Origin of the sequence: Rhizobacter terrae, from assembly GCF_003852895.1 — a bacterium.
GTDB classification, from domain to species: domain Bacteria; phylum Pseudomonadota; class Gammaproteobacteria; order Burkholderiales; family Burkholderiaceae_C; genus Albitalea; species Albitalea terrae.
In genome coordinates, this window is record NZ_QUSW01000003.1 from 146,745 (window position 1) to 164,718 (window position 17,974).

Below are 17,974 nucleotides of genomic sequence, written 5' to 3' on the forward strand. Positions count from 1 at the left end.
GCCTGCCAAGTGCATCACGGGAAAAATCCTCTGCACAAGAACAGCCCCGGGGGTCGGCATGAAACGCGTCGTCGTGTGCTGCATTCTGGTGGTCGCCGGCTGGGTGTCCCTGGCAGCGGCGGCCGCCGAGAGCACGGTGCTGGTCTACCCCCGTTCGGAGTCGGCGTCCGACTCGCAGGTGGTCTACGACTACGAGCTGCTGCGCCAGGCGCTGGAGGCGACCGTCGCCACCCACGGGCCCTACGAACTGCGGCCCCCCGCCGCGGCGATGAACCAGGCCCGCGCCGCCGACGAGATCGCCACAGGCAGCGGGCTGGTCAACGTGCTGGCGCGCTCGACGACGCAGGAGCAGGAGCAGCGCCTGCTGCCGGTGCGCATCCCCATCGACAAGGGGCTCATCAGCTACCGCGTCTTCCTCATCCGTTCCGACATGCAGGACAGGTTCGCCGCGGTGAACACGCTGGACGACCTGCGCGGCTACAGCGTGGGCTCCTACCCCACCTGGGCGGACACGCGCATCCTGCGCGAGGCGGGCTTCAAGGTGGTGACGGGCGACAGCTACGAGGGCCTGTTCCGCATGCTGGTCGCCCGCCGCTTCGACTTCTTCTCGCGCAGCGCCGACGAGGCCTACCGCGAGTACGATGAACGACGGGAGCTGCTGCCCGAGATGCGCGTGGAAGACCACCTGCTGCTGCACTTCCCGACCACGCGCTTCTTCTTCGTGCGACGCAGCGATGAAGGCACGAAGCTGGCCGCGCGCATCGAGGCCGGGCTGAACCGGATGATCAAGGACGGCAGCTTCGACGCGCTGTTCGTGAAGTACAAGGGGCCGCTGATCGAACGGGCACACCTGAGGACGCGGCGCACCTTCAACATCGAGAATCCGGCACTGTCGCCCGAGACATTGGCCGCGCGCAAGGCGCGACCCGAGCTGTGGTTCGATCCGGCGCGGGGGCGGTAGTCAAGCCAGCTTGCGCTTGCTCGGCGGGATGCCGCCGGCGAACTCCCAGCAATCGATGCCCCACAGCGCAGCCAGTGCACGCGCAAAATCGTGGGCCTCGGATTCCTGATCGGCCGAATGGATGATGTTCAGGCAGCCCGGGACGTCACGCTCGGACGCCTTCAACTCGCTGAGCTTGCACAGCCCCACGTCGTAGGAATCGCTGTGCTCCCACTGCTGCACGAAGCAAAGGAGCACCAGTTCATCCATGGGCACAGTGGCCCTCTGTTCGGGCAGGCGGCCATCCAGGAAGGACCTTCTGGCTTCCCAGGTGCGGGCCTCGAAGTCCAGCCAGTGAACGCGTTCCCAGGCCTTTTCCGGATCGCGGATGACCTTCCAGTAGCCCTTCATCATCAAGCCGATCATCACGGCCACGAAGCAAGTCCCGGCGAAGCCCCTGGAGGCGCCCATGTACTGGACCAGGAACCCCAGCGCGAAAAGGACCGGAAACACACCAAGCAAGGCGTACAGCCACGCTTGGGCCATCGCTGACTTCTTCCTGTCCTGCAGGGTCTGGATGGCATGAGACAGGAGCAGTCGTGCAGGCAAGGGTGTGCAGGCGGCCAGCAATTCGCCGGACCGCAGGCCACCGAGCACGGATGTGCCGCCATGGACCTGCGACAGGATGGCGCCGGCCCCACGTCCCTGGACAAAGGCGTCATCCAGCCTGCCGTCCTTGCCGACGGGCGGAAGCGCCGTCGGTCCTCCGCTCAAGTCGCTCACCGCTGGGTATCGGCCTGCGCTGCCGAATCCGCCGCCCGCTTGGCTGCCGCCTCGCGCAGCGCCTTCAGCTTCTCGCGCGGGTCTTCCTTGACCGTCACCTCGTGCAGCTTCATCTCCTTGATGAAGCGGCTGGGAATGGCCTGCACCGTGTCGCGGCCCTTCTTGCGGCGGCGCAGCGTGTTCACCGCCAGCGTCTGGCGTGCACGGGTGATGCCCACGTACATGAGGCGACGCTCCTCCTCCAGGCGCTGAGGCGTCATCTCCTCATCGTCGCTCTTGAAGGGCAGCAGGCCCTCGTTCACGCCGGCCAGCACCACATGCGGCCACTCCAGGCCCTTGGAGGCATGCAGCGTGGACAGGGTGATCACGTTCTGATCGTCACCGCGTTCGGCCAGGCTGATGATGACCGAGATGGTCTGCGCGACTTCGAGCACGCTCTTCTTCTCGGTCTCCACCGTGAGGCCGCCGTCGTTCTCGATCTCGCCGCCGCATCGCTTGGCGATCCAGTCGACGAAGTCCAGCACGTTGCTCCAGCGCGATGCGGCGAGCTTCTCGCTGTCCTCGCCTTCGTAGAGGTGCTTCTCGTAGTCGATGTCCTTGAGCCAACCCATGAGCAGGGCCTTGGCGTCTTCGGAGCCGGTGGTGTTGCGCGCACGGTATTCGAGGTCGTTCACGTAGCGACCGAACTCGTGCAGCGACCCGATGGCGCGCGCGCTGATGGCCGTGCCCAGGCTCTCGGCGAAGAGTGCCTCGTACAGGCTCACCTTCCACTTGCCGGCGAACTCGCCCAGGTTGCCCAGCGTCTGGTGGCCGATGCCGCGCTTGGGCGTGGTCACGGCGCGCAGGAACGCGGGGTCGTCGTCGTTGTTCACCAGCAGGCGCAGCCAGCCGCACAGGTCCTTGATCTCGGCGCGGTCGAAGAAGCTCTGGCCGCCCGAGACCTTGTAGGGCATCTCGGCCTTGCGCAAGGCCTTCTCGAACACGCGCGCCTGGTGGTTGGCGCGGTAGAGGATGGCGAAGTCCTTGAACTGCACGTCGCCGCCCTGCGCGCGCAGCGACTGGATGCGCGCCACCGCCCGCTCGGCCTCGTGCTCCTCGCCGTCGCACTCGATGACGCGCACCGGCTCGCCGTCGCCGAAGTCGCTCCACAGCTTCTTCTCGAACAGCTTGGGGTTGTTGGCGATGACGCAGTTGGCCGCGCGCAGGATGGAGCCGGTGGAGCGGTAGTTCTGCTCCAGCGGAATCACCTTGAGCTGCGGATATTCCTCGGGCAGCCGGCGCAGGTTCTCGATGGTCGCGCCGCGCCAGCCGTAGATGCTCTGGTCATCGTCGCCCACCGCGGTGAACATGGCGCGGTCGCCCACCAGCGACTTCAGCAGCTCGTACTGGATGGCGTTGGTGTCCTGGTATTCGTCGACCAGCACGTAGCGCAGCGTGTTCTGCCACTTGGTGCGGCACTCTTCGTCGCGCAGCAGCAACTGGTGCGGCAGGCCGATGAGGTCGTCGAAGTCGACCGCCTGGTAGGCCGACAGGCGTTCCTCGTAGCGCTTCATCACGCGGGCCGCGACGCGCTCGTTGTCGTTGCACGCCGCGGCTTCGGCGCCGTCGCTGTTCAGGCCCTGGTTCTTCCACAGGCTGATGGTCCATTGCCAGCTTCGCGCCAGTGCGTTGTCGCTGGAGCCGCCCGCGTCCTTGAGGATGCCCAGCACGTCGTCGCTGTCGAGGATGCTGAACTGCTCCTTCAGCCCCAGCCGCGCGCCTTCACTGCGCAGGAAGCGCACGCCCAGCGAGTGAAACGTGCTGATGGCCAGGTGCTTGGCCGCCTTGGGGCCCACGAGCTGCTTGGCCCGCTCACGCATTTCCGCCGCGGCCTTGTTCGTGAAGGTGATGGCCGCGATCTGCGCAGGCTCATACCCGGCCTGCAGGAGCCGCGCGATCTTGTGCGTGATGACGCGCGTCTTGCCCGAGCCCGCGCCGGCGAGGACGAGGCAGGGGCCGCCCAGGTAGTGGACGGCTTCAAGCTGGGCGGGATTGAGGGAAGGGGGCGCAGAGGACACGGAAAAGGGACGGCAGGTACTGCGGCAGGGCGCGCCATCATAGCCAAGCGCCGAACCGGAGCACCCCGCCGGCCAGGACTTCCTTCACACGGACACGGCCTGGCCGGGTTCTGCCCCTCAAACAGGGACGGTGACTACAAAAAATTGTACTCATCAGCCAGCGTGGCCTGCCGATAACGCAAGCACGGGTCCGCTGGCTTCCCCGGACCTTTTGCGCTGCAACAAGGAGCGGTCCATGCGAGTCTCGAATCTGAAAATCGGCGTGCGCCTGTGGTTGGGCTTCGGCCTGGTGATCGGGCTGATGGCCGGCATCGTCGCCATGTCCCTGAGCCGCATGGGCCTGGCGGAACAGCGGGTCGACAACATCCTCAACGACCGCTACCGAAAGATCGCTCTGGCCACCGAGGTCAAGTACAACGTCGCGCTCATTCACCAGCACATGCGCGGCGCGCTCATTGACAGCGACCCGGAAGGCATCAAGAGACACACCGATGCCATGGGCGCCTTGCGTGCGACGAACAGGGAATTGCTGGACACCTTCGACAAGATCATCAACGTGCCTCGGGCACGGGAGATCTTCGACGCGATCATGGCGGCGCGCAAGCAGGACCTGGCCGCACAGACGGAGCTGCTCGCCGTGATCGCCAGTGGCGACCGGGCGAGTGCGCAGCAATTGCTCAACACTCGGGTACAGGACACCGAGCGCGCCTATGTGAAGCTGCTCAACGACATGACGCAGCTGCAAAAGGGCAAGATGGACGAGGAGTCGCGCAACCTGACCGCCGAGTTCGGTTTCGGCCGCACGATGATGCTGGCCCTGGCGGCCGGGGCGCTCGCGCTGGGCATGTTCGCCGCCTGGTACGCCACGCGCAGCATCACCCGTCCCATGGGCCATGCACTGGTGATGGCGCGCCGCGTCGCCGATGGCGACCTCACGGCGCGCATCGACATCACGTCACAGGACGAGACGGGCCAGCTCATGCAGGCCTTGAAGGACATGAATGCCAGCCTGGCCAGGATCGTCAGCCAGGTGCGCGACGGCACCGACCAGATCGCCACGGCATCGAGCCAGATCGCCGCGGGCAACATGGACTTGTCTTCACGCACGGAACAGCAGGCGAGTTCCCTGCAGGAGACGGCGTCGTCCATGGAGGAACTGACGGGTACCGTCCGGCAGAACGCCGACAACGCGCGGCAGGCGAGCCAGCTCGCCGCATCCGCCTCGCAGGTGGCGGTCAAGGGTGGCGCGGTCGTCTCGCAGGTCGTCGACACCATGGGCTCCATCAACGACTCTGCCCGCCGGATCGCGGAGATCACCAGCGTGATCGACGGCATCGCGTTCCAGACCAACATCCTTGCCTTGAATGCCGCAGTGGAAGCCGCCCGTGCCGGCGAGCAGGGCCGCGGCTTCGCGGTGGTGGCCTCCGAGGTGCGAAACCTGGCCCAGCGCTCCGCGCAAGCTGCCAAGGAAATCAAGACCCTGATCGGCGACTCGGTGGACAAGGTCGAGGTCGGCAGCAAGCTGGTGAACGAGGCGGGCGCGACGATGCAGGAAGTGGTTCAGAGCTTCAAGCGCGTGACCGACATCATCGGAGAGATCAGCCACGCCAGCGAAGAACAGACCAGCGGCATCAGCCAGATCAACCAGGCCATCAACCAGATGGATGGCGTGACGCAACAGAACGCCTCGCTGGTCGAGGAGGCGGCGGCAGCGTCGCAGTCTCTCAACCACCAGGTGGCCGGCCTGGTCCAGGTCGTGGGGGTCTTCAAGTTGTCGAAGGAGCCCGGCGCGTTGGCTCCGGTTGCTGCGTGAGCCTCGCACCGGAGTTCAAGCCTCTCAGGCCCTGCTGATTTCCTCCGCCACGAGCCGCGCGATCCAGCCCATGAAAACCTGCACACGTTGCGGCAGGTGGCGGCGGTTGGCGTAGACGATGTTCACGGGCAGGTCGGGCGCTCGATGCCTGGGCAGCACTTCCTTGAGCAGACCCTGTTTGACGAGCGGCCTCACGCCCACTGCGGGCGCCTGGATGATGCCCAGCCCTGCCAGGCAGGCCGACTGGTAGGACTCCGCGTTGTTGACGGTCAGTGCGCCGGCCATCGCGATGCGGCGCAGGCCGCCGGTGTCGGCCACCTCGAAGCCGCCGGACTTCGCGCCCAGCGTGCTCACGTAGTGCACGAGGCGGTGCCTGGACAGGTCTTCCAGCGAACGCGGCGTGCCGTGCTCGCGCAGGTAGGCGGGACTGGCGATGTTGATCTGGCGGAACACGCCCAGCGGCCTCGCGATGAGGCCCGAATCGCCCAGCGCGCCCACGCGCACCACGCAATCGAAGCCCTCGCGCACGAGGTCGACCCGGCGATCGGTACTGCTCAGTTCCAGCTCGATGCGCGGGTGCGCGCGCAGGAACTCGTCCAGCCGCGGGATCACCATGTCGCGCGCCATGCCGGTGGACATGTCCACGCGCAATCGGCCCCGCAGCGTCTGCTCGCCCTGCTGGAACATGGACTGCAGTTCCTCCATGTCGGCCAGCAGGTCCTTGCATCGCTCGTAGAAGGCCTGGCCGTCCTGCGTCATCTGCACGCGGCGCGTGGTGCGGTGGAGCAGCCGCGTGCCCAGCAGCGCCTCGAGCGTGGCCACTGCGGTGGAAACGCTGGCCTTGGGCAGACTCATCTGGTCGGCGGCCTGGGTGAAGCTGCTGAGTTCGGCCACGCGCACGAAGATGTGCAAAGCGTCCAACCGCTGCAGAGGAATGGTGTCGTTCATTGTTCTTCCAATCCGAACAAACAAATCGCTTTCAGGCAATTTATCTGCAATCGACCGATCAATAAAGTGCCCTCCATCGCAACTCATTTCACGGAGCGCACCATGACCACCACCCCCATCGCACTCATCACCGGCGGCAGCCGCGGCCTGGGCCGCAATGCCGCGATCCGCCTGGCCGAAGGCGGCAGCGACGTCATCCTCACCTACCGCGGCAACGCGGCCGAAGCGCAGGCCGTGGTCGGGCAGATCGACAGGCTCGGCCGACGCGCCGCGGCCCTGCAGCTGGACGTGAGCGACAGCGGCAGCTTCGCCGCCTTTGCGCAATCGGTGCGCGACACGCTGGCCCAGGTGTGGAAGCGCGAGCAGTTCAACCACCTGGTGAACAACGCCGGCGTGGGGGCCCATGCCGGCTTCGCGCAGACCACGCCGCAGCAGTTCGACGAGATGATGAACGTGCACCTGAAGGGTCCGTTCTTCCTCACGCAGGCGCTGCTGCCGCTCATCGCCGACGGCGGGCGCATCCTCAACGTGTCCAGCGGTCTCACGCGCTTTTCCATCCCGGGCTACGCGGTCTACGCGACGATGAAGGGCGGCATCGAGGTGATGACGCGCTACCTCGCCCGCGAGCTGGGCGCGCGCGGCATCGCGGTGAACACGCTGGCACCGGGCGCCATCGAGACCGACTTCAGCGGCGGCGCCGTGCGCGACAACGCGCAGCTCAACGCCTTCCTCGCGTCGCAGACGGCCCTGGGCCGCGTGGGCCTGCCCGATGACATCGGCGGCGTGGTCGCCTCGCTGCTGTCGCCGGCCAACGGCTGGATCACGGCACAGCGCATCGAGGCCTCGGGCGGCATGTTCCTGTAAGCCCGATCAGCGCACGACCAAGGCGCGATGGGGAAGGGTGGCGGCGATACTTCGGTCTGCATGGAAGCGATCCTCGCCGTCACCATTCCGTTTTTTGCGCTTGTGCTTTGCGGCTACCTCGCTGCCTGGCGGGGCGTGCTACCGGAGATGGCGATCCCCGGGCTCAACATCTTCGTGCTCTTCTTCGCGCTGCCGTGCATGCTGTTCCGCTTCGGGTCCAGCATGCCGTTTGCGCAGCTCATCGATCCCACGCTGATCGGCATCTACGCACTCAGCGCGCTGATGATGGTCTTCGTCACCGTGGCCGCCACCTGGCGTCGCCACGACGACGGCCACGGCGTGGACCTGAAGAACGCCGCCTTCGGTGCGCTGGTGGCCGCGTTTCCCAACAGCGGCTTCATGGGCGTGCCGCTGCTGGCGGCCCTGTTCGGCGACCGCGCCGCCGGCCCGGTCATCGGCACGGTGCTGATCGACCTCATCTTCACCAGCACGCTGTGCCTGGCCATCGCGCAGTCGCACCTGGCCGTGGGCGGCACGGCGCCGGCGCATCCCATCGCGGGAGCCCTGCGCTCGATGCGGGGCGCCATGACGAATCCCCTGCCCTGGGCCATCGCGCTGGGCGCGGTGTTCGCGGCCACGGGGCTGCAACTGCCTGGGCCCGTTGCGCAGATCATCAAGATGTTGGCCGATGCCGCGACGCCCGTGGCGCTGTTCACCATCGGCGCCGTGCTGTGGCGCGCCGGGCAGCATGCACACACCCGCACGCCGGTCATCAACTACCTGCCGGTGGCGCTCATCAAGCTGCTCATCCACCCGCTGCTGGTGTGGAGCCTGGGCATGCTGGCGCGCAAGGCGGGGCTGCCGGTCCCGCCCTTCGGCCTGGCCATGCTGGTGCTGGCCGCCGCCCTGCCCAGCGCCAGCAACGTCTCGCTGCTGGCCGAGCGCTACGGGGCGGACAACGGACGCATCGCCCGCATCATCATGGCCAGCACGACGCTGGCGTTCGTGAGCTTCTCGCTGCTGGCCTGGGCCTTCCGATAGGCGCATTAAAATCTATCGATATCATTTGTTTGATTGAATTTACACATCAAACAGGCATCCGCAGAATTCTCTCCATCGCAGTGAATTGCAACGGAGAAACCCATGAGCAGCCCCTTCCACAACCCCGAGTCGGTCACCATCAAGAACCTCGAATCGGCCTTCGCCGGCGAGTCGATGGCGCACATCAAGTACCGCTACTTCGCCAAGCTGTGCCGCGAGATGGGCGACGAAGCCACGGCCAAGGTGTTCGAGGACACGGCCGAGCAGGAGATCCTGCATGCCTTCGGCCACGCCGACCTGCTGTTCCCCAAGGCCAACATGACGCCGGCCAAGGCGCTGCAGTTCGCCATCGAGGGCGAGACCTACGAGTACACCGAGATGTACCCGAGCTTTCGCAATGCCGCGGTGGCTGAAGGCAACGACGCGGCGGTGAAGGAGATCGACGAGCAGATCGCCGAATCCAAGGAACACGCGCAGATGTTCAAGGCCGTGCTCGAGAAGGCCGCCAAGCGCTTCGCCGCGCTGGCCAAGGTGGAAGAGCGCCACGCGAAGCACTACCAGAACACCCTCGACAAGATCGCCGCCTGAACCGCGCCTGCCACTTTTTTTGATCCAATCCGAACCATGAAGACTTTCCAATGCATCGTGTGCGGTTTCATCTATGACGAAGCTGCCGGCCTTCCCGACGAAGGCATCGCCCCCGGCACCCGCTGGGATGACATCCCCGCGGACTGGGAATGCCCGGACTGCGGCGTGGCCAAGTCCGACTTCGAGATGGTCGAGATCTGATGCCACTGCCTGTCGTCATCCTGGGCAGCGGACTCGCGGGCTACACCGTCGCGCGCGAGTTCCGCAAGCTCGACAAGGACACGCCGCTCGTGGTGGTCAGCCGCGACGGCGCGGGCTTCTATTCCAAGCCCATGCTGTCCAACGCGCTGGCCAGCAAGAAGACCGCCGCGGCGCTGGTGATGAAGCCGGCCGACAAGATGGCCGCGGAGCTGAATGCCACGGTCAAGGCGCGCACCCGCGTGCTGCGCATCGACACGGCCGCACGGCATGTGGTGCTCGACAGCGGCGAGGTCATCGAATACCGCGACCTCGTACTGGCGGTGGGAGCCGATCCCATCCGGCTGCCGCTGGACGGCGATGCGGCGGGCGAGGTGTTATCGGTCAACGACCTGGACGACTACGCCGTGTTCGCCGAACGGCTCGAAGGCGCGAAGACGGTGGCCATCCTCGGCGCCGGGCTGATCGGCTGCGAGTTCGCCAACGACCTGCTGGCGCGCGAGATCCGGCCAGTGGTGATCGATCTCGCCGAGCGCGCATTGCCGCGGCTCCTGCCGCCGCAGGCCTCGGCTCGGCTGCAATCCAGCTTCGAAGCGCTGGGCGTGCAGTTCCACTTCGGCACGGCCGCAACGCGTGTGGACCGGCAAGGCGCCGGCGTCCGCGTCACGCTGGCCAACGGACAGACCGTCGATGCCGACCTCGTGCTTTCCGCCATCGGCTTGAAGCCGCGCACGCAGTTGGCACTCGATGCCGGCCTGGCGGTGAACCGCGGCGTGGTGGTGGATCGGCTGCTGGAGACCTCGTCGCCCCACGTCTACGCCGTGGGGGACTGCGCCGAAGTCGAAGGCCACACCCTGCCCTTCGTGATGCCGCTGATGCAGCAAGGGCGCGCCCTCGGCGCGAGCCTGGCGGGAACACCCACCCCCGTGTCCTACCCGGCGATGCCCGTGGTCGTGAAGACACCCGCCTGTCCGACCGCGGTGTGCCCGCCGCCGATGAACGCCACCGGCGAATGGGTCAGCGAGGTCACCGAGGAGGCTTGCGTGTCGCTGTTCAGTGCGGCCGACGGCACCTTGCTGGGGTTTGCTGTGATGGGGACGGCCACCACGCAGCGGCAGGCCCTGGCGACCAAGATCGCAGGCTGGTTGGTCTAACCCAGAAGGACTCGCGGCCGAAGTTCATCCGGTGGCAAGCGTGGTGATGAACCACTGGCTCACTGGATTCATGCCCGGCCTTCCACCAGCCGCGCCAGCTTGTCCAGCGCCATGCGCCAGCCCGTGTCGTTGTCGGCAAGCGAAATGCCCGGCGGCACGTTCAAATGCTCGCCCACCACATCGGTACCGCCGGCCGCGTCGGCCAGCGTGAACTTCACGGTCATCTCGCCTTGCATCGCCGGGTCATCGGTCTCGAAAGCCATCATCTGCACGACCTGGCGATCGGGCACGAGGCGCACGAAGTGGCCGTGGTAGGTGTCGGTGCGATCGTCCGTCTTGCCGCGCCCATCGCCGTGGTAGGTCAGCGAGATGCGGAAGTGCCCACCTTCACGCGCATCGAACTCGTGGACCTGGCTGCTCATGCCGTCGGGCACCATCCAGGCCGCGACGGCGTGGGGATCGATCAGTGCCTGGTACACCCGGTGGCGCGGCGCGTTCACATGCCGGGTCATGCGCGTGACGCCTGGGGCGGTTGCAGCCAGCGGTGGCATGGAGTCTCTCCCTGGGACGGGACCGCAGATTGTGGACGCGTTTCAGAGCAAGCGCTCTGAAATCACCTTGAAGGGGACCTTGTCTACTGCGAAGCACAGCGGCGGCGGCGAGACGCCCAAGGCTTCCACGAAGGGGCAGGCCAGGCTGTCGGCGACGAGCACCAACGGCCGGACAGTTTGCGTCTCGATGGGCAAGTCGATCTCCGCGAAGGCGAGCCGGTCCAGGCCGTCCACGGCGGCGACTGCGGCGTCCTGCAGGCACAGGAAATCGATGGCGTTGTCCCAGCTGGCGAACATCGTCTTGAACGCCCCGGGCAGTTCCTTCGTGGCCGTGGACTCCAGCGTGCAGCGCAGGTCGGGCGCACTGCCCTGGCCACCGGCGATGTGGGTCACCTGCAGATCGCCATGCCGCGCATGGGAGAAGCGCAGCGGCAGGTGCGTGGGCAATGCATCACTGAACAAGCGCGTGCCGATGGCATACAGCGTGCTGCTCATGATGTTCTTGATGAACAGCACCACCCGCTGCCCCGGCCGGTTCTGTGGCAGCGGCTCCAGGTACAGCCGCCAGTTGCTTTGCAGCGGCGAGGGGAACACCGAGCGCAGCGCACCGATGCCGGCCGGGCCGAAATGGCCGTGGGCGTAGGTGAGGATGGTGAAGGGCGTGAGCCCGTCGCGCTGCCACAGCGTCACGCCGGGTGGCACGAGGTGCTTCACCGCATCGGCCTTCACGAGCCAGGTGAGGTAGACCACATCGCGCACGTCGCTTTGCAACTTGAGGAATGGCAGCACCGACATCAACCGGCGCCTGGCCCCCAGCAACAGCCGCGAGTTGGCGATGGCGCCCAGCAGCCGGCCGACCAAGCCAGGGCGCGGGTGGACGTATCGGTTGGAATTCATGGGTCAGATTGACAGCGGGTCCACATCCACCGCCCAGCGCAGCACACGCTGCTCGGGCGCCTTGCGCTGCAGGCGCAGCTCATGCAGGGTGGGCATCCACAGCGACAGGAAGCGCTGCAGTGCGACTCGCGAGGACGACTCCACCAGCATCTGCATGCGTTCGACATCGGCCACGCGCGCAACGTGCAAGGGCACGGGCGGGTAGACCATCACCGCGTCGGCGCCGGGAAGCTCGCTGGCGACTTCGGCCGCGGCCTGCAGGAAGCCTCGTGCGGCCTCCACCGTCTTGGCGTCGGCGCGCAGCATGGCCAGGTGCGCATAGGGCGGCAGGCCGGCCATCTCGCGCTCCTTGGCCTGGCTTTGCGCGAAGGCCTCGAAGTCGTGGCGGCGCAATGCGGCGTACAGCGGATGCGTCGGGTACCAGGTCTGCACCCACATCTCGCTGCGCTCGGCCTGCGCGGCATCGCGGCCGGCGCGGCCCGCTGCCTGCATCAGCAATGCGAACAGCCGCTCGGGCGCACGGAAATCGCTGCTGAACAGGGAGCTGTCGGGGTTCACCGCGGCCACCAGCGTGATGCGCCGGAAGTCGTGGCCCTTGGTCACCATCTGCGTACCGACGAGCACGTCGACATCGCCCGCGTGCACGGCACCCAGCTGCGCCTCCAGCGTGCCCTTGAGCCGTGTCGAATCCGCATCGATGCGTGCGATGCGTGCCGCACTGCCATCGGGCGTCTGCAGCATGCCGGCGAGCTGCTCCTCCAACCGCTCGGTGCCGCGGCCAATGGGCGCGATGTCCAGGTTGCCGCACTCCGGGCAGGCGCGCGGCACGCGCTCGGTGAAGCCGCAATGGTGGCAGCGCAGCGTGCGGTCGAGCTTGTGGAAGACGCGCCAGGCACTGCAATGCGGGCAGCCGCTCTTCCAGGCACAGTCGCCGCAATGCAGCACGGGCGCGTAGCCTCGGCGGTTGAGGAACACGAGGCTCTGCTCGCCGCGCGCGATGCGCTCCTGGATGGCGGCCACCAGCGGCGGCGCCATCGCGGTGGTCACGCCGCGGGTCTTGGGCAGCAGGTTCATGTCCACCAGCCGCACCCGAGGCAGCGCGCCGCCGCCGATGCGCGAGGACAGCGACAGCCGCACGTAGCGGCCTTCGTTGGCGCGGTGCCAGGTCTCCAGCGACGGCGTGGCCGAGCCCAGCAGCACCGGCGCACCCTCGCGCTTGCCGCGGTACACCGCGAGGTCGCGTGCCGAGTAGCGGGCGCCTTCCTGCTGCTTGTACGAAGGGTCGTGCTCCTCGTCGACCACGATCAGCCCGAGCCGCGGCATGGAGGCGAACACCGCCAGCCGCGTGCCCAGCACCAGGTCCGCCAGCCCCAGGTGCGCCGCCAGCCAGTTGCGCAGACGCTGGGCCGGCGTCAGGCCGCTGTGCAGCGAGACGATGCTGCGGCCAACGAAGCGTTCGGCAAATCGCGCTTCGAGCTGCGGCGTGAGGTTGATCTCCGGCACCAGCACCAGCGCCTGCTTGCCGGCCGCCAGCGCCTGCTCGGCGGCACGCAGGTAGACCTCGGTCTTGCCGCTGCCGGTCACGCCGTGCAGCAGCGCGGTGGGGGCCGAATCGCTATTCAGCTGGGCCAGTCGGTCCAGTGCCGCGGACTGCTCGGGGCTGAGCGGCGGCGTCTGCGGCCGGGCTGCCTGCGGGTCCGGCTGGGGCCACTTCCTGTGCAGCTTGGCGATGCGGTTGGCGACCTGTTCGTCGTCCAGCTTGCGCAATTCGGGCGGCAGTACCGACAAGGCCACCTCGCCCACGCCGCGCTGGTAGTACGCGGCTGTAAATTCGACAAGCTCGCACCAGGCGCGTGGCAGCGGCGGCAGCGCGGACAGCACGCGCGACACCGGCTTGAGCACCACGTCCGCCGCGTCTTCCGGTTCGCCCGGCCACACGACACCGGTGACCTCACGGCGCCCCAGAGGCACATGCACCAACGTTCCAGGCGCAAGCTCACGCTCACTTTCATAGGACAGTGGTGCCCCCAGGCCGGTGTGCTGGGGGGTTTCGACCGCGACCCGGATGCGCACCGTCACCGCGGACCGATCCACGGTTCAGGGTTGCCGGCAAAAGCTACAAGCCTCATGAAGGATCCGTCCTAAGTCGTTGATTCGGCTTGTCTTTCGATTCTGTCCACGGCAACTGTGGATAACTTTGTGGGCAAGCTGGCAACAGCGGCGCTAAATGCTTGATTCACGGGCGTTGCGCTTGGACTGCCCAGTTTCGCAGCAATGACCCGCTCCTAGGAAAATCAACAACTTAGCAGCGATTGGTAGAAACCTCATGCTGCACTGCAGCTAGACTTTTCGGTCCACCCCCACCTATCGGGTTTTGGGGATAAGTCAAGCCCCGTGTGCGGATTCAAAGAAAAAAATCACACATCGGGACTTCCCGGGCGATTGACGTTCAGGCCGTCTTGCGCAGACGCCTGGAATGGGCGTGAACCGTGTTAACGAGCACCGTCACGCTCTCCGGCGGCGTGTGCTGGCTGATGCCGTGGCCCAGGTTGAAGATGTGCCCATGGCCAGGCGCACCGAAGCTGTCCAGGGCACGGATGGCTTCGGCCTCGACCGCCTCCGGCGGCGCGAACAGCACGTTCGGATCGAGGTTGCCTTGCAGCGCCACACGGTCGCCGACGCGGCGGCGGGCAGCACCCAGGTTCATCGTCCAGTCCAGTCCGAGCACGTCGGGACCGATCGCGGCCATCTCTTCCAGCCACAGTCCGCCGCCCTTGGTGAACACGATGCGCGGGATGCGAACACCCTCATGCTCCGTCTTCACCTGCTGCAGCACGCGCTGGGTGTAGGCCAGGCTGAACTGCTGGAACACGCCGTCGGCCAGCACGCCGCCCCAGCTGTCGAAGACCATCACCGCCTGCGCGCCGGCGTCGATCTGGGCGTTGAGGTAGGCGGCCACCGCATCGGCGTTGATCGCGAGGATGCGGTGCATCAAGTCGGGCCGGCCGTAGAGCATGCTCTTGACCAGCCGGTAGTCGTCCGAGCCGCCGCCTTCGACCATGTAGCAGGCCAGCGTCCAGGGGCTGCCGGAAAAGCCGATCAGCGGCACCCGGCCATCGAGCGCGCGGCGGATGGAGGCGACCGCGTCGAACACGTAGCGCAGCTTGGCCATGTCCGGCACTTCGAGCTTGGCCACGTCGGCCTCGCTGCGCACGGGCGAGGCGAACTTCGGGCCTTCGCCCATCGCAAAGCTCAGGCCCAGGCCCATCGCGTCGGGCACGGTGAGGATGTCGGAAAACAGGATGGCCGCGTCCAGCGCGTAGCGCTCCAGCGGCTGCAAGGTGACTTCGGTGGCGAAGTCGGTGTTGGTGGCCAGGCCCATGAAGCTGCCGGCGCGCTCGCGCGTCGCACGGTATTCGGGCAGGTAGCGGCCGGCCTGGCGCATGAGCCACACGGGGGTGTAGTCCGTGGGTTGGCGCAGGCAGGCGCGCAAGAAGGTGTCGTTCTTCAGGGGCGCGTGCATCCGCGGGATTATCGCGCCCCATAATGACCGCACCCTGCCGGCGCCGGCCATCGGCATCGGGGCAGTCCATGGAGACAAACGAATGCTCGCCAACGACATCCTGCACACCATCGGCAACACCCCGCACATCCGCGTGAACCGGCTGTTCGGCAACAAGCACACGGTCTACATCAAGAACGAGCGCAGCAACCCGGGCGGTTCCATCAAGGACCGCATCGCGATGGCGATGATCGAGGCCGCCGAGGCCTCGGGCGCGCTCAAGCCGGGCTCGACGATCGTGGAGCCGACCTCGGGCAACACCGGCGTGGGGCTGGCGATGGTGGCCGCCGTGAAGGGCTACCGGCTCATTCTCGTGATGCCCGAGAGCATGAGCATCGAGCGCCGCCGCTTGATGCTCGCCTACGGCGCGAAGTTCGTCCTGACGCCGCGCGAGAAGGGCATGAACGGCGCGATGGCCAAGGCGCAGGAGATCGTGGCCGAGACGCCCGGGGCATGGATGCCTCAGCAGTTCGAGAATCCGGCCAACATCGACGTGCATGCACGCACCACCGCCGAGGAGATCGCGGCGGACTTCCCGAGCGGCATCGATGCGCTCATCACCGGCGTGGGCACCGGCGGCCACATCACCGGCTGCGCGCAGGTGCTCAAGAAGCTGTGGCCCAAGCTGCGGGTGTTCGCGGTGGAGCCGTCGGCCTCGCCGGTCATCAGCGGCGGCAAGCCCAGCCCGCACCCCATCCAGGGCATCGGCGCGGGCTTCATCCCGAAGAACCTTCACACGCAGTTGCTGGACGGCGTGATCCAGGTCGAGGCGGAAGCCGCCAAGGAGATGGCCCGCCGCGCGGCACGCGAGGAAGGCATGCTGGTGGGCATCTCCTCGGGCGCGACGCTCGCGGCCATCGCGCAGAAGCTGCCCGACCTCCCCCCGGGCGCCACCGTGCTGGGCTTCAACTACGACACCGGAGAGCGCTACCTTTCCATCGAAGGCTTCCTGCCGAACGACCAGTGAGACCCGCAAGAGCACTGCAACGCCCATGAAGCCGCGCATCCTGATCGTCGAAGACGAACCCGGCATCGCCGACACCCTGCAGTACGCGCTGCGCACCGATGGCTTCGAGCCGGTATGGGCCGCCACCGGCGAGGAAGCCCTCGCGAAGATGGCCGCCCAGGCACCCGCGCTTGTCGTGCTGGACGTGGGTCTGCCCGACATCAACGGCTTCGAGCTGTTCAAGAAGCTGCGCGAGATCGGCGACGTGCCGGTGATGTTCCTCACCGCGCGCAGCGACGAGATCGACCGCGTGGTCGGGCTGGAGCTGGGCGCGGACGACTACGTGCCCAAGCCCTTCTCGCCGCGCGAGCTGGTGGCACGCGTGCGCACCATCCTGCGCCGCGCGGCGAAGACGCAACCCGCGCCGCTGCAGGCGGCCACTGCCGCGCCGACGCCGACCCCCATCGCCATCGACGACGGCCGCCGGCAGATCCGCTTCTACGGCAAGCTTCTGGAGCTGTCGCGCTACGAATACGGCCTGCTCAAGACGCTGGCCGCGCGGCCAGGGCATGTGTTCACGCGCGACATCCTGCTCGAACAGGTGTGGGACGACCCCGGTGAAAGCCTGGACCGCACGGTCGATGCGCACGTGAAGACGCTGCGCGCGAAGATGAAGCTGATCGCGCCCACGCTGGACCCGATCCGCACACACCGCGGCACCGGCTACGCGCTGGCCGAAGACCTGCCCGCGCAACTGCCGCAGGCGGGCAGCGGCGGCGCTTGAAGCGGCTATCCTTGCGCGACCACAACAGGCGCCAAGCGCCAAGCCCACGGGAGTCCCAGACATGAATGCCACCTTGCCGCGGATCGGCCGCGCCTTCGCGCTCGCCCTCGCCGGCCTGATGCTCCAGGCGGCCGTGTACGCCGAGCCTCGCCTCTTCGCGGTGCTGTCGCTGACCGGCGACACCTTCACCCTCGTTCAGCCGCAGATGACCACCGGAAGTTCGCTGGACCGCAACCAGCGCACCATCGTGAAGGTGCCCAACGACAGCCTGGACATCGCTGCCGTGCAGGCCGCCGAGGTCGCACTGAAGACCGCGGACCGCAACACACAGGTCGACCTGTTCGTCACGGCCGACCCCCAGCTCTACGCCCTGCAGACCTTGTCCGATGACTCGCCCGAGACGCTTGCCACGCGTGCGCGGCTGCTCAAGGCGGTGGTGGGCGGCACCCGCGCGAAGCAGCTCATCCTCATCACCAAGCACCGAGGCGATGCCCAGTTTCCGGTGAGCGACGGCATGATCGGCATCGGTCGGGTCGAGGGCCTGGGGTTCTACGTCGACCTGAACTACGAGTTGCACAACAAGGAAACCGGCGTCCAATCCCGCGGCTTCGTGGCGCCCTATGCCTTCGTGCGCATCCACCTCATCGACATCGCCACCATGCGCACCCTTCGCACGGCCAGCATCCACGAGTCCAGTGTGCTGCCGGCGCCGGTTCAGCAGAAGGAAAACGCCTGGGAGCACCTGACACCCCAGCAGAAGATGGACGCGCTGCGGACCGAACTGCAGGCCGCGGTCGACCAGGGCCTGCGGCAGCTGATGGCCGACGCCGCCCACTGAGACCACGGAT

Annotated in this window: 17 protein-coding genes; 10 read left to right on the top strand and 7 right to left on the bottom strand. The window is 67.1% G+C overall.

Annotated elements, in window-relative coordinates; genetic code table 11:
- Nucleotides 1-58 precede the first annotated feature (58 nt).
- Nucleotides 59-961: a type 2 periplasmic-binding domain-containing protein gene (locus tag DZC73_RS12185; protein WP_235835104.1), complete on the top strand. Its 903-nt coding sequence runs from the start codon at nucleotides 59-61 to the stop codon at nucleotides 959-961.
- On the opposite strand, the gene DZC73_RS12190 is transcribed toward DZC73_RS12185, so the two are convergent.
- Nucleotides 962-1,714: a hypothetical protein gene (locus tag DZC73_RS12190; protein ID WP_124540528.1), complete on the bottom strand. Its 753-nt coding sequence runs from the start codon at nucleotides 1,712-1,714 to the stop codon at nucleotides 962-964.
- 5 nt (nucleotides 1,715-1,719) lie between these two features.
- Nucleotides 1,720-3,780, bottom strand: a complete 2,061-nt coding sequence (locus DZC73_RS12195; RefSeq protein ID WP_124540529.1) for an ATP-dependent helicase — start codon at nucleotides 3,778-3,780, stop codon at nucleotides 1,720-1,722.
- Between the two features lie 235 nt (nucleotides 3,781-4,015).
- Here DZC73_RS12195 and DZC73_RS12200 point away from each other — a divergent pair, with 235 nt between their 5' ends.
- A complete protein-coding gene (locus DZC73_RS12200) occupies nucleotides 4,016-5,593 on the top strand; it encodes a methyl-accepting chemotaxis protein (protein WP_124540530.1) in 1,578 nt (525 codons plus the stop codon).
- A 24-nt stretch (nucleotides 5,594-5,617) separates the two neighbouring features.
- On the opposite strand, the gene DZC73_RS12205 is transcribed toward DZC73_RS12200, so the two are convergent.
- On the bottom strand, nucleotides 5,618-6,541 hold the full coding sequence (locus tag DZC73_RS12205; RefSeq protein WP_235835105.1) for a LysR family transcriptional regulator: 924 nt from the start codon (nucleotides 6,539-6,541) through the stop codon (nucleotides 5,618-5,620).
- A gap of 102 nt (nucleotides 6,542-6,643) precedes the next feature.
- Between DZC73_RS12205 and DZC73_RS12210 the strand changes: the two genes are divergently transcribed.
- From DZC73_RS12210 to DZC73_RS12230, 5 genes are all read left to right on the top strand, one after another.
- A complete protein-coding gene (locus DZC73_RS12210; RefSeq protein WP_124540531.1) occupies nucleotides 6,644-7,405 on the top strand; it encodes an SDR family NAD(P)-dependent oxidoreductase in 762 nt (253 codons plus the stop codon).
- A 60-nt stretch (nucleotides 7,406-7,465) separates the two neighbouring features.
- Nucleotides 7,466-8,446, top strand: a complete 981-nt coding sequence (locus DZC73_RS12215; RefSeq protein ID WP_124540532.1) for an AEC family transporter — start codon at nucleotides 7,466-7,468, stop codon at nucleotides 8,444-8,446.
- 102 nt (nucleotides 8,447-8,548) lie between these two features.
- Nucleotides 8,549-9,034 carry a rubrerythrin family protein gene (locus DZC73_RS12220; protein WP_124540533.1) on the top strand — a complete coding sequence of 162 codons (486 nt, stop codon included), beginning with the start codon at nucleotides 8,549-8,551 and terminating at the stop codon, nucleotides 9,032-9,034.
- A gap of 36 nt (nucleotides 9,035-9,070) precedes the next feature.
- Nucleotides 9,071-9,235, top strand: a complete 165-nt coding sequence (locus DZC73_RS12225) for a rubredoxin (protein ID WP_124540534.1) — start codon at nucleotides 9,071-9,073, stop codon at nucleotides 9,233-9,235.
- Nucleotides 9,235-10,386: an NAD(P)/FAD-dependent oxidoreductase gene (locus DZC73_RS12230; protein WP_124540535.1), complete on the top strand. Its 1,152-nt coding sequence runs from the start codon at nucleotides 9,235-9,237 to the stop codon at nucleotides 10,384-10,386. The genes DZC73_RS12225 and DZC73_RS12230 overlap by 1 nt, the downstream gene beginning before the upstream one ends.
- 68 nt (nucleotides 10,387-10,454) lie before the next feature.
- On the opposite strand, the gene DZC73_RS12235 is transcribed toward DZC73_RS12230, so the two are convergent.
- The 4 genes from DZC73_RS12235 to hemE form a co-directional block, all read right to left on the bottom strand.
- Nucleotides 10,455-10,937: an SRPBCC family protein gene (locus tag DZC73_RS12235; RefSeq protein ID WP_124540536.1), complete on the bottom strand. Its 483-nt coding sequence runs from the start codon at nucleotides 10,935-10,937 to the stop codon at nucleotides 10,455-10,457.
- Between the two features lie 42 nt (nucleotides 10,938-10,979).
- Nucleotides 10,980-11,834, bottom strand: coding sequence for a DUF2071 domain-containing protein (locus DZC73_RS12240; RefSeq protein ID WP_124540537.1), 855 nt, complete (start codon nucleotides 11,832-11,834; stop codon nucleotides 10,980-10,982).
- A 3-nt stretch (nucleotides 11,835-11,837) separates the two neighbouring features.
- Complete coding sequence (locus DZC73_RS12245) at nucleotides 11,838-13,913, bottom strand: primosomal protein N' (protein WP_124540538.1); 2,076 nt, start codon at nucleotides 13,911-13,913, stop codon at nucleotides 11,838-11,840.
- Nucleotides 13,914-14,283: 370 nt separating this feature from the next.
- Nucleotides 14,284-15,357 carry a uroporphyrinogen decarboxylase gene (gene hemE, locus DZC73_RS12250; protein ID WP_124540539.1) on the bottom strand — a complete coding sequence of 358 codons (1,074 nt, stop codon included), beginning with the start codon at nucleotides 15,355-15,357 and terminating at the stop codon, nucleotides 14,284-14,286.
- 82 nt (nucleotides 15,358-15,439) lie between these two features.
- Between hemE and cysK the strand changes: the two genes are divergently transcribed.
- From cysK to DZC73_RS12265, 3 genes are all read left to right on the top strand, one after another.
- Entirely contained in the window at nucleotides 15,440-16,363 is a 924-nt protein-coding gene (cysK, locus tag DZC73_RS12255) for a cysteine synthase A (protein ID WP_124540540.1), read from the top strand.
- Between the two features lie 25 nt (nucleotides 16,364-16,388).
- Complete coding sequence (gene creB / locus DZC73_RS12260) at nucleotides 16,389-17,126, top strand: two-component system response regulator CreB (protein WP_124540541.1); 738 nt, start codon at nucleotides 16,389-16,391, stop codon at nucleotides 17,124-17,126.
- Between the two features lie 61 nt (nucleotides 17,127-17,187).
- On the top strand, nucleotides 17,188-17,964 hold the full coding sequence (locus DZC73_RS12265; protein WP_124540542.1) for a hypothetical protein: 777 nt from the start codon (nucleotides 17,188-17,190) through the stop codon (nucleotides 17,962-17,964).
- Nucleotides 17,965-17,974 lie beyond the last annotated feature (10 nt).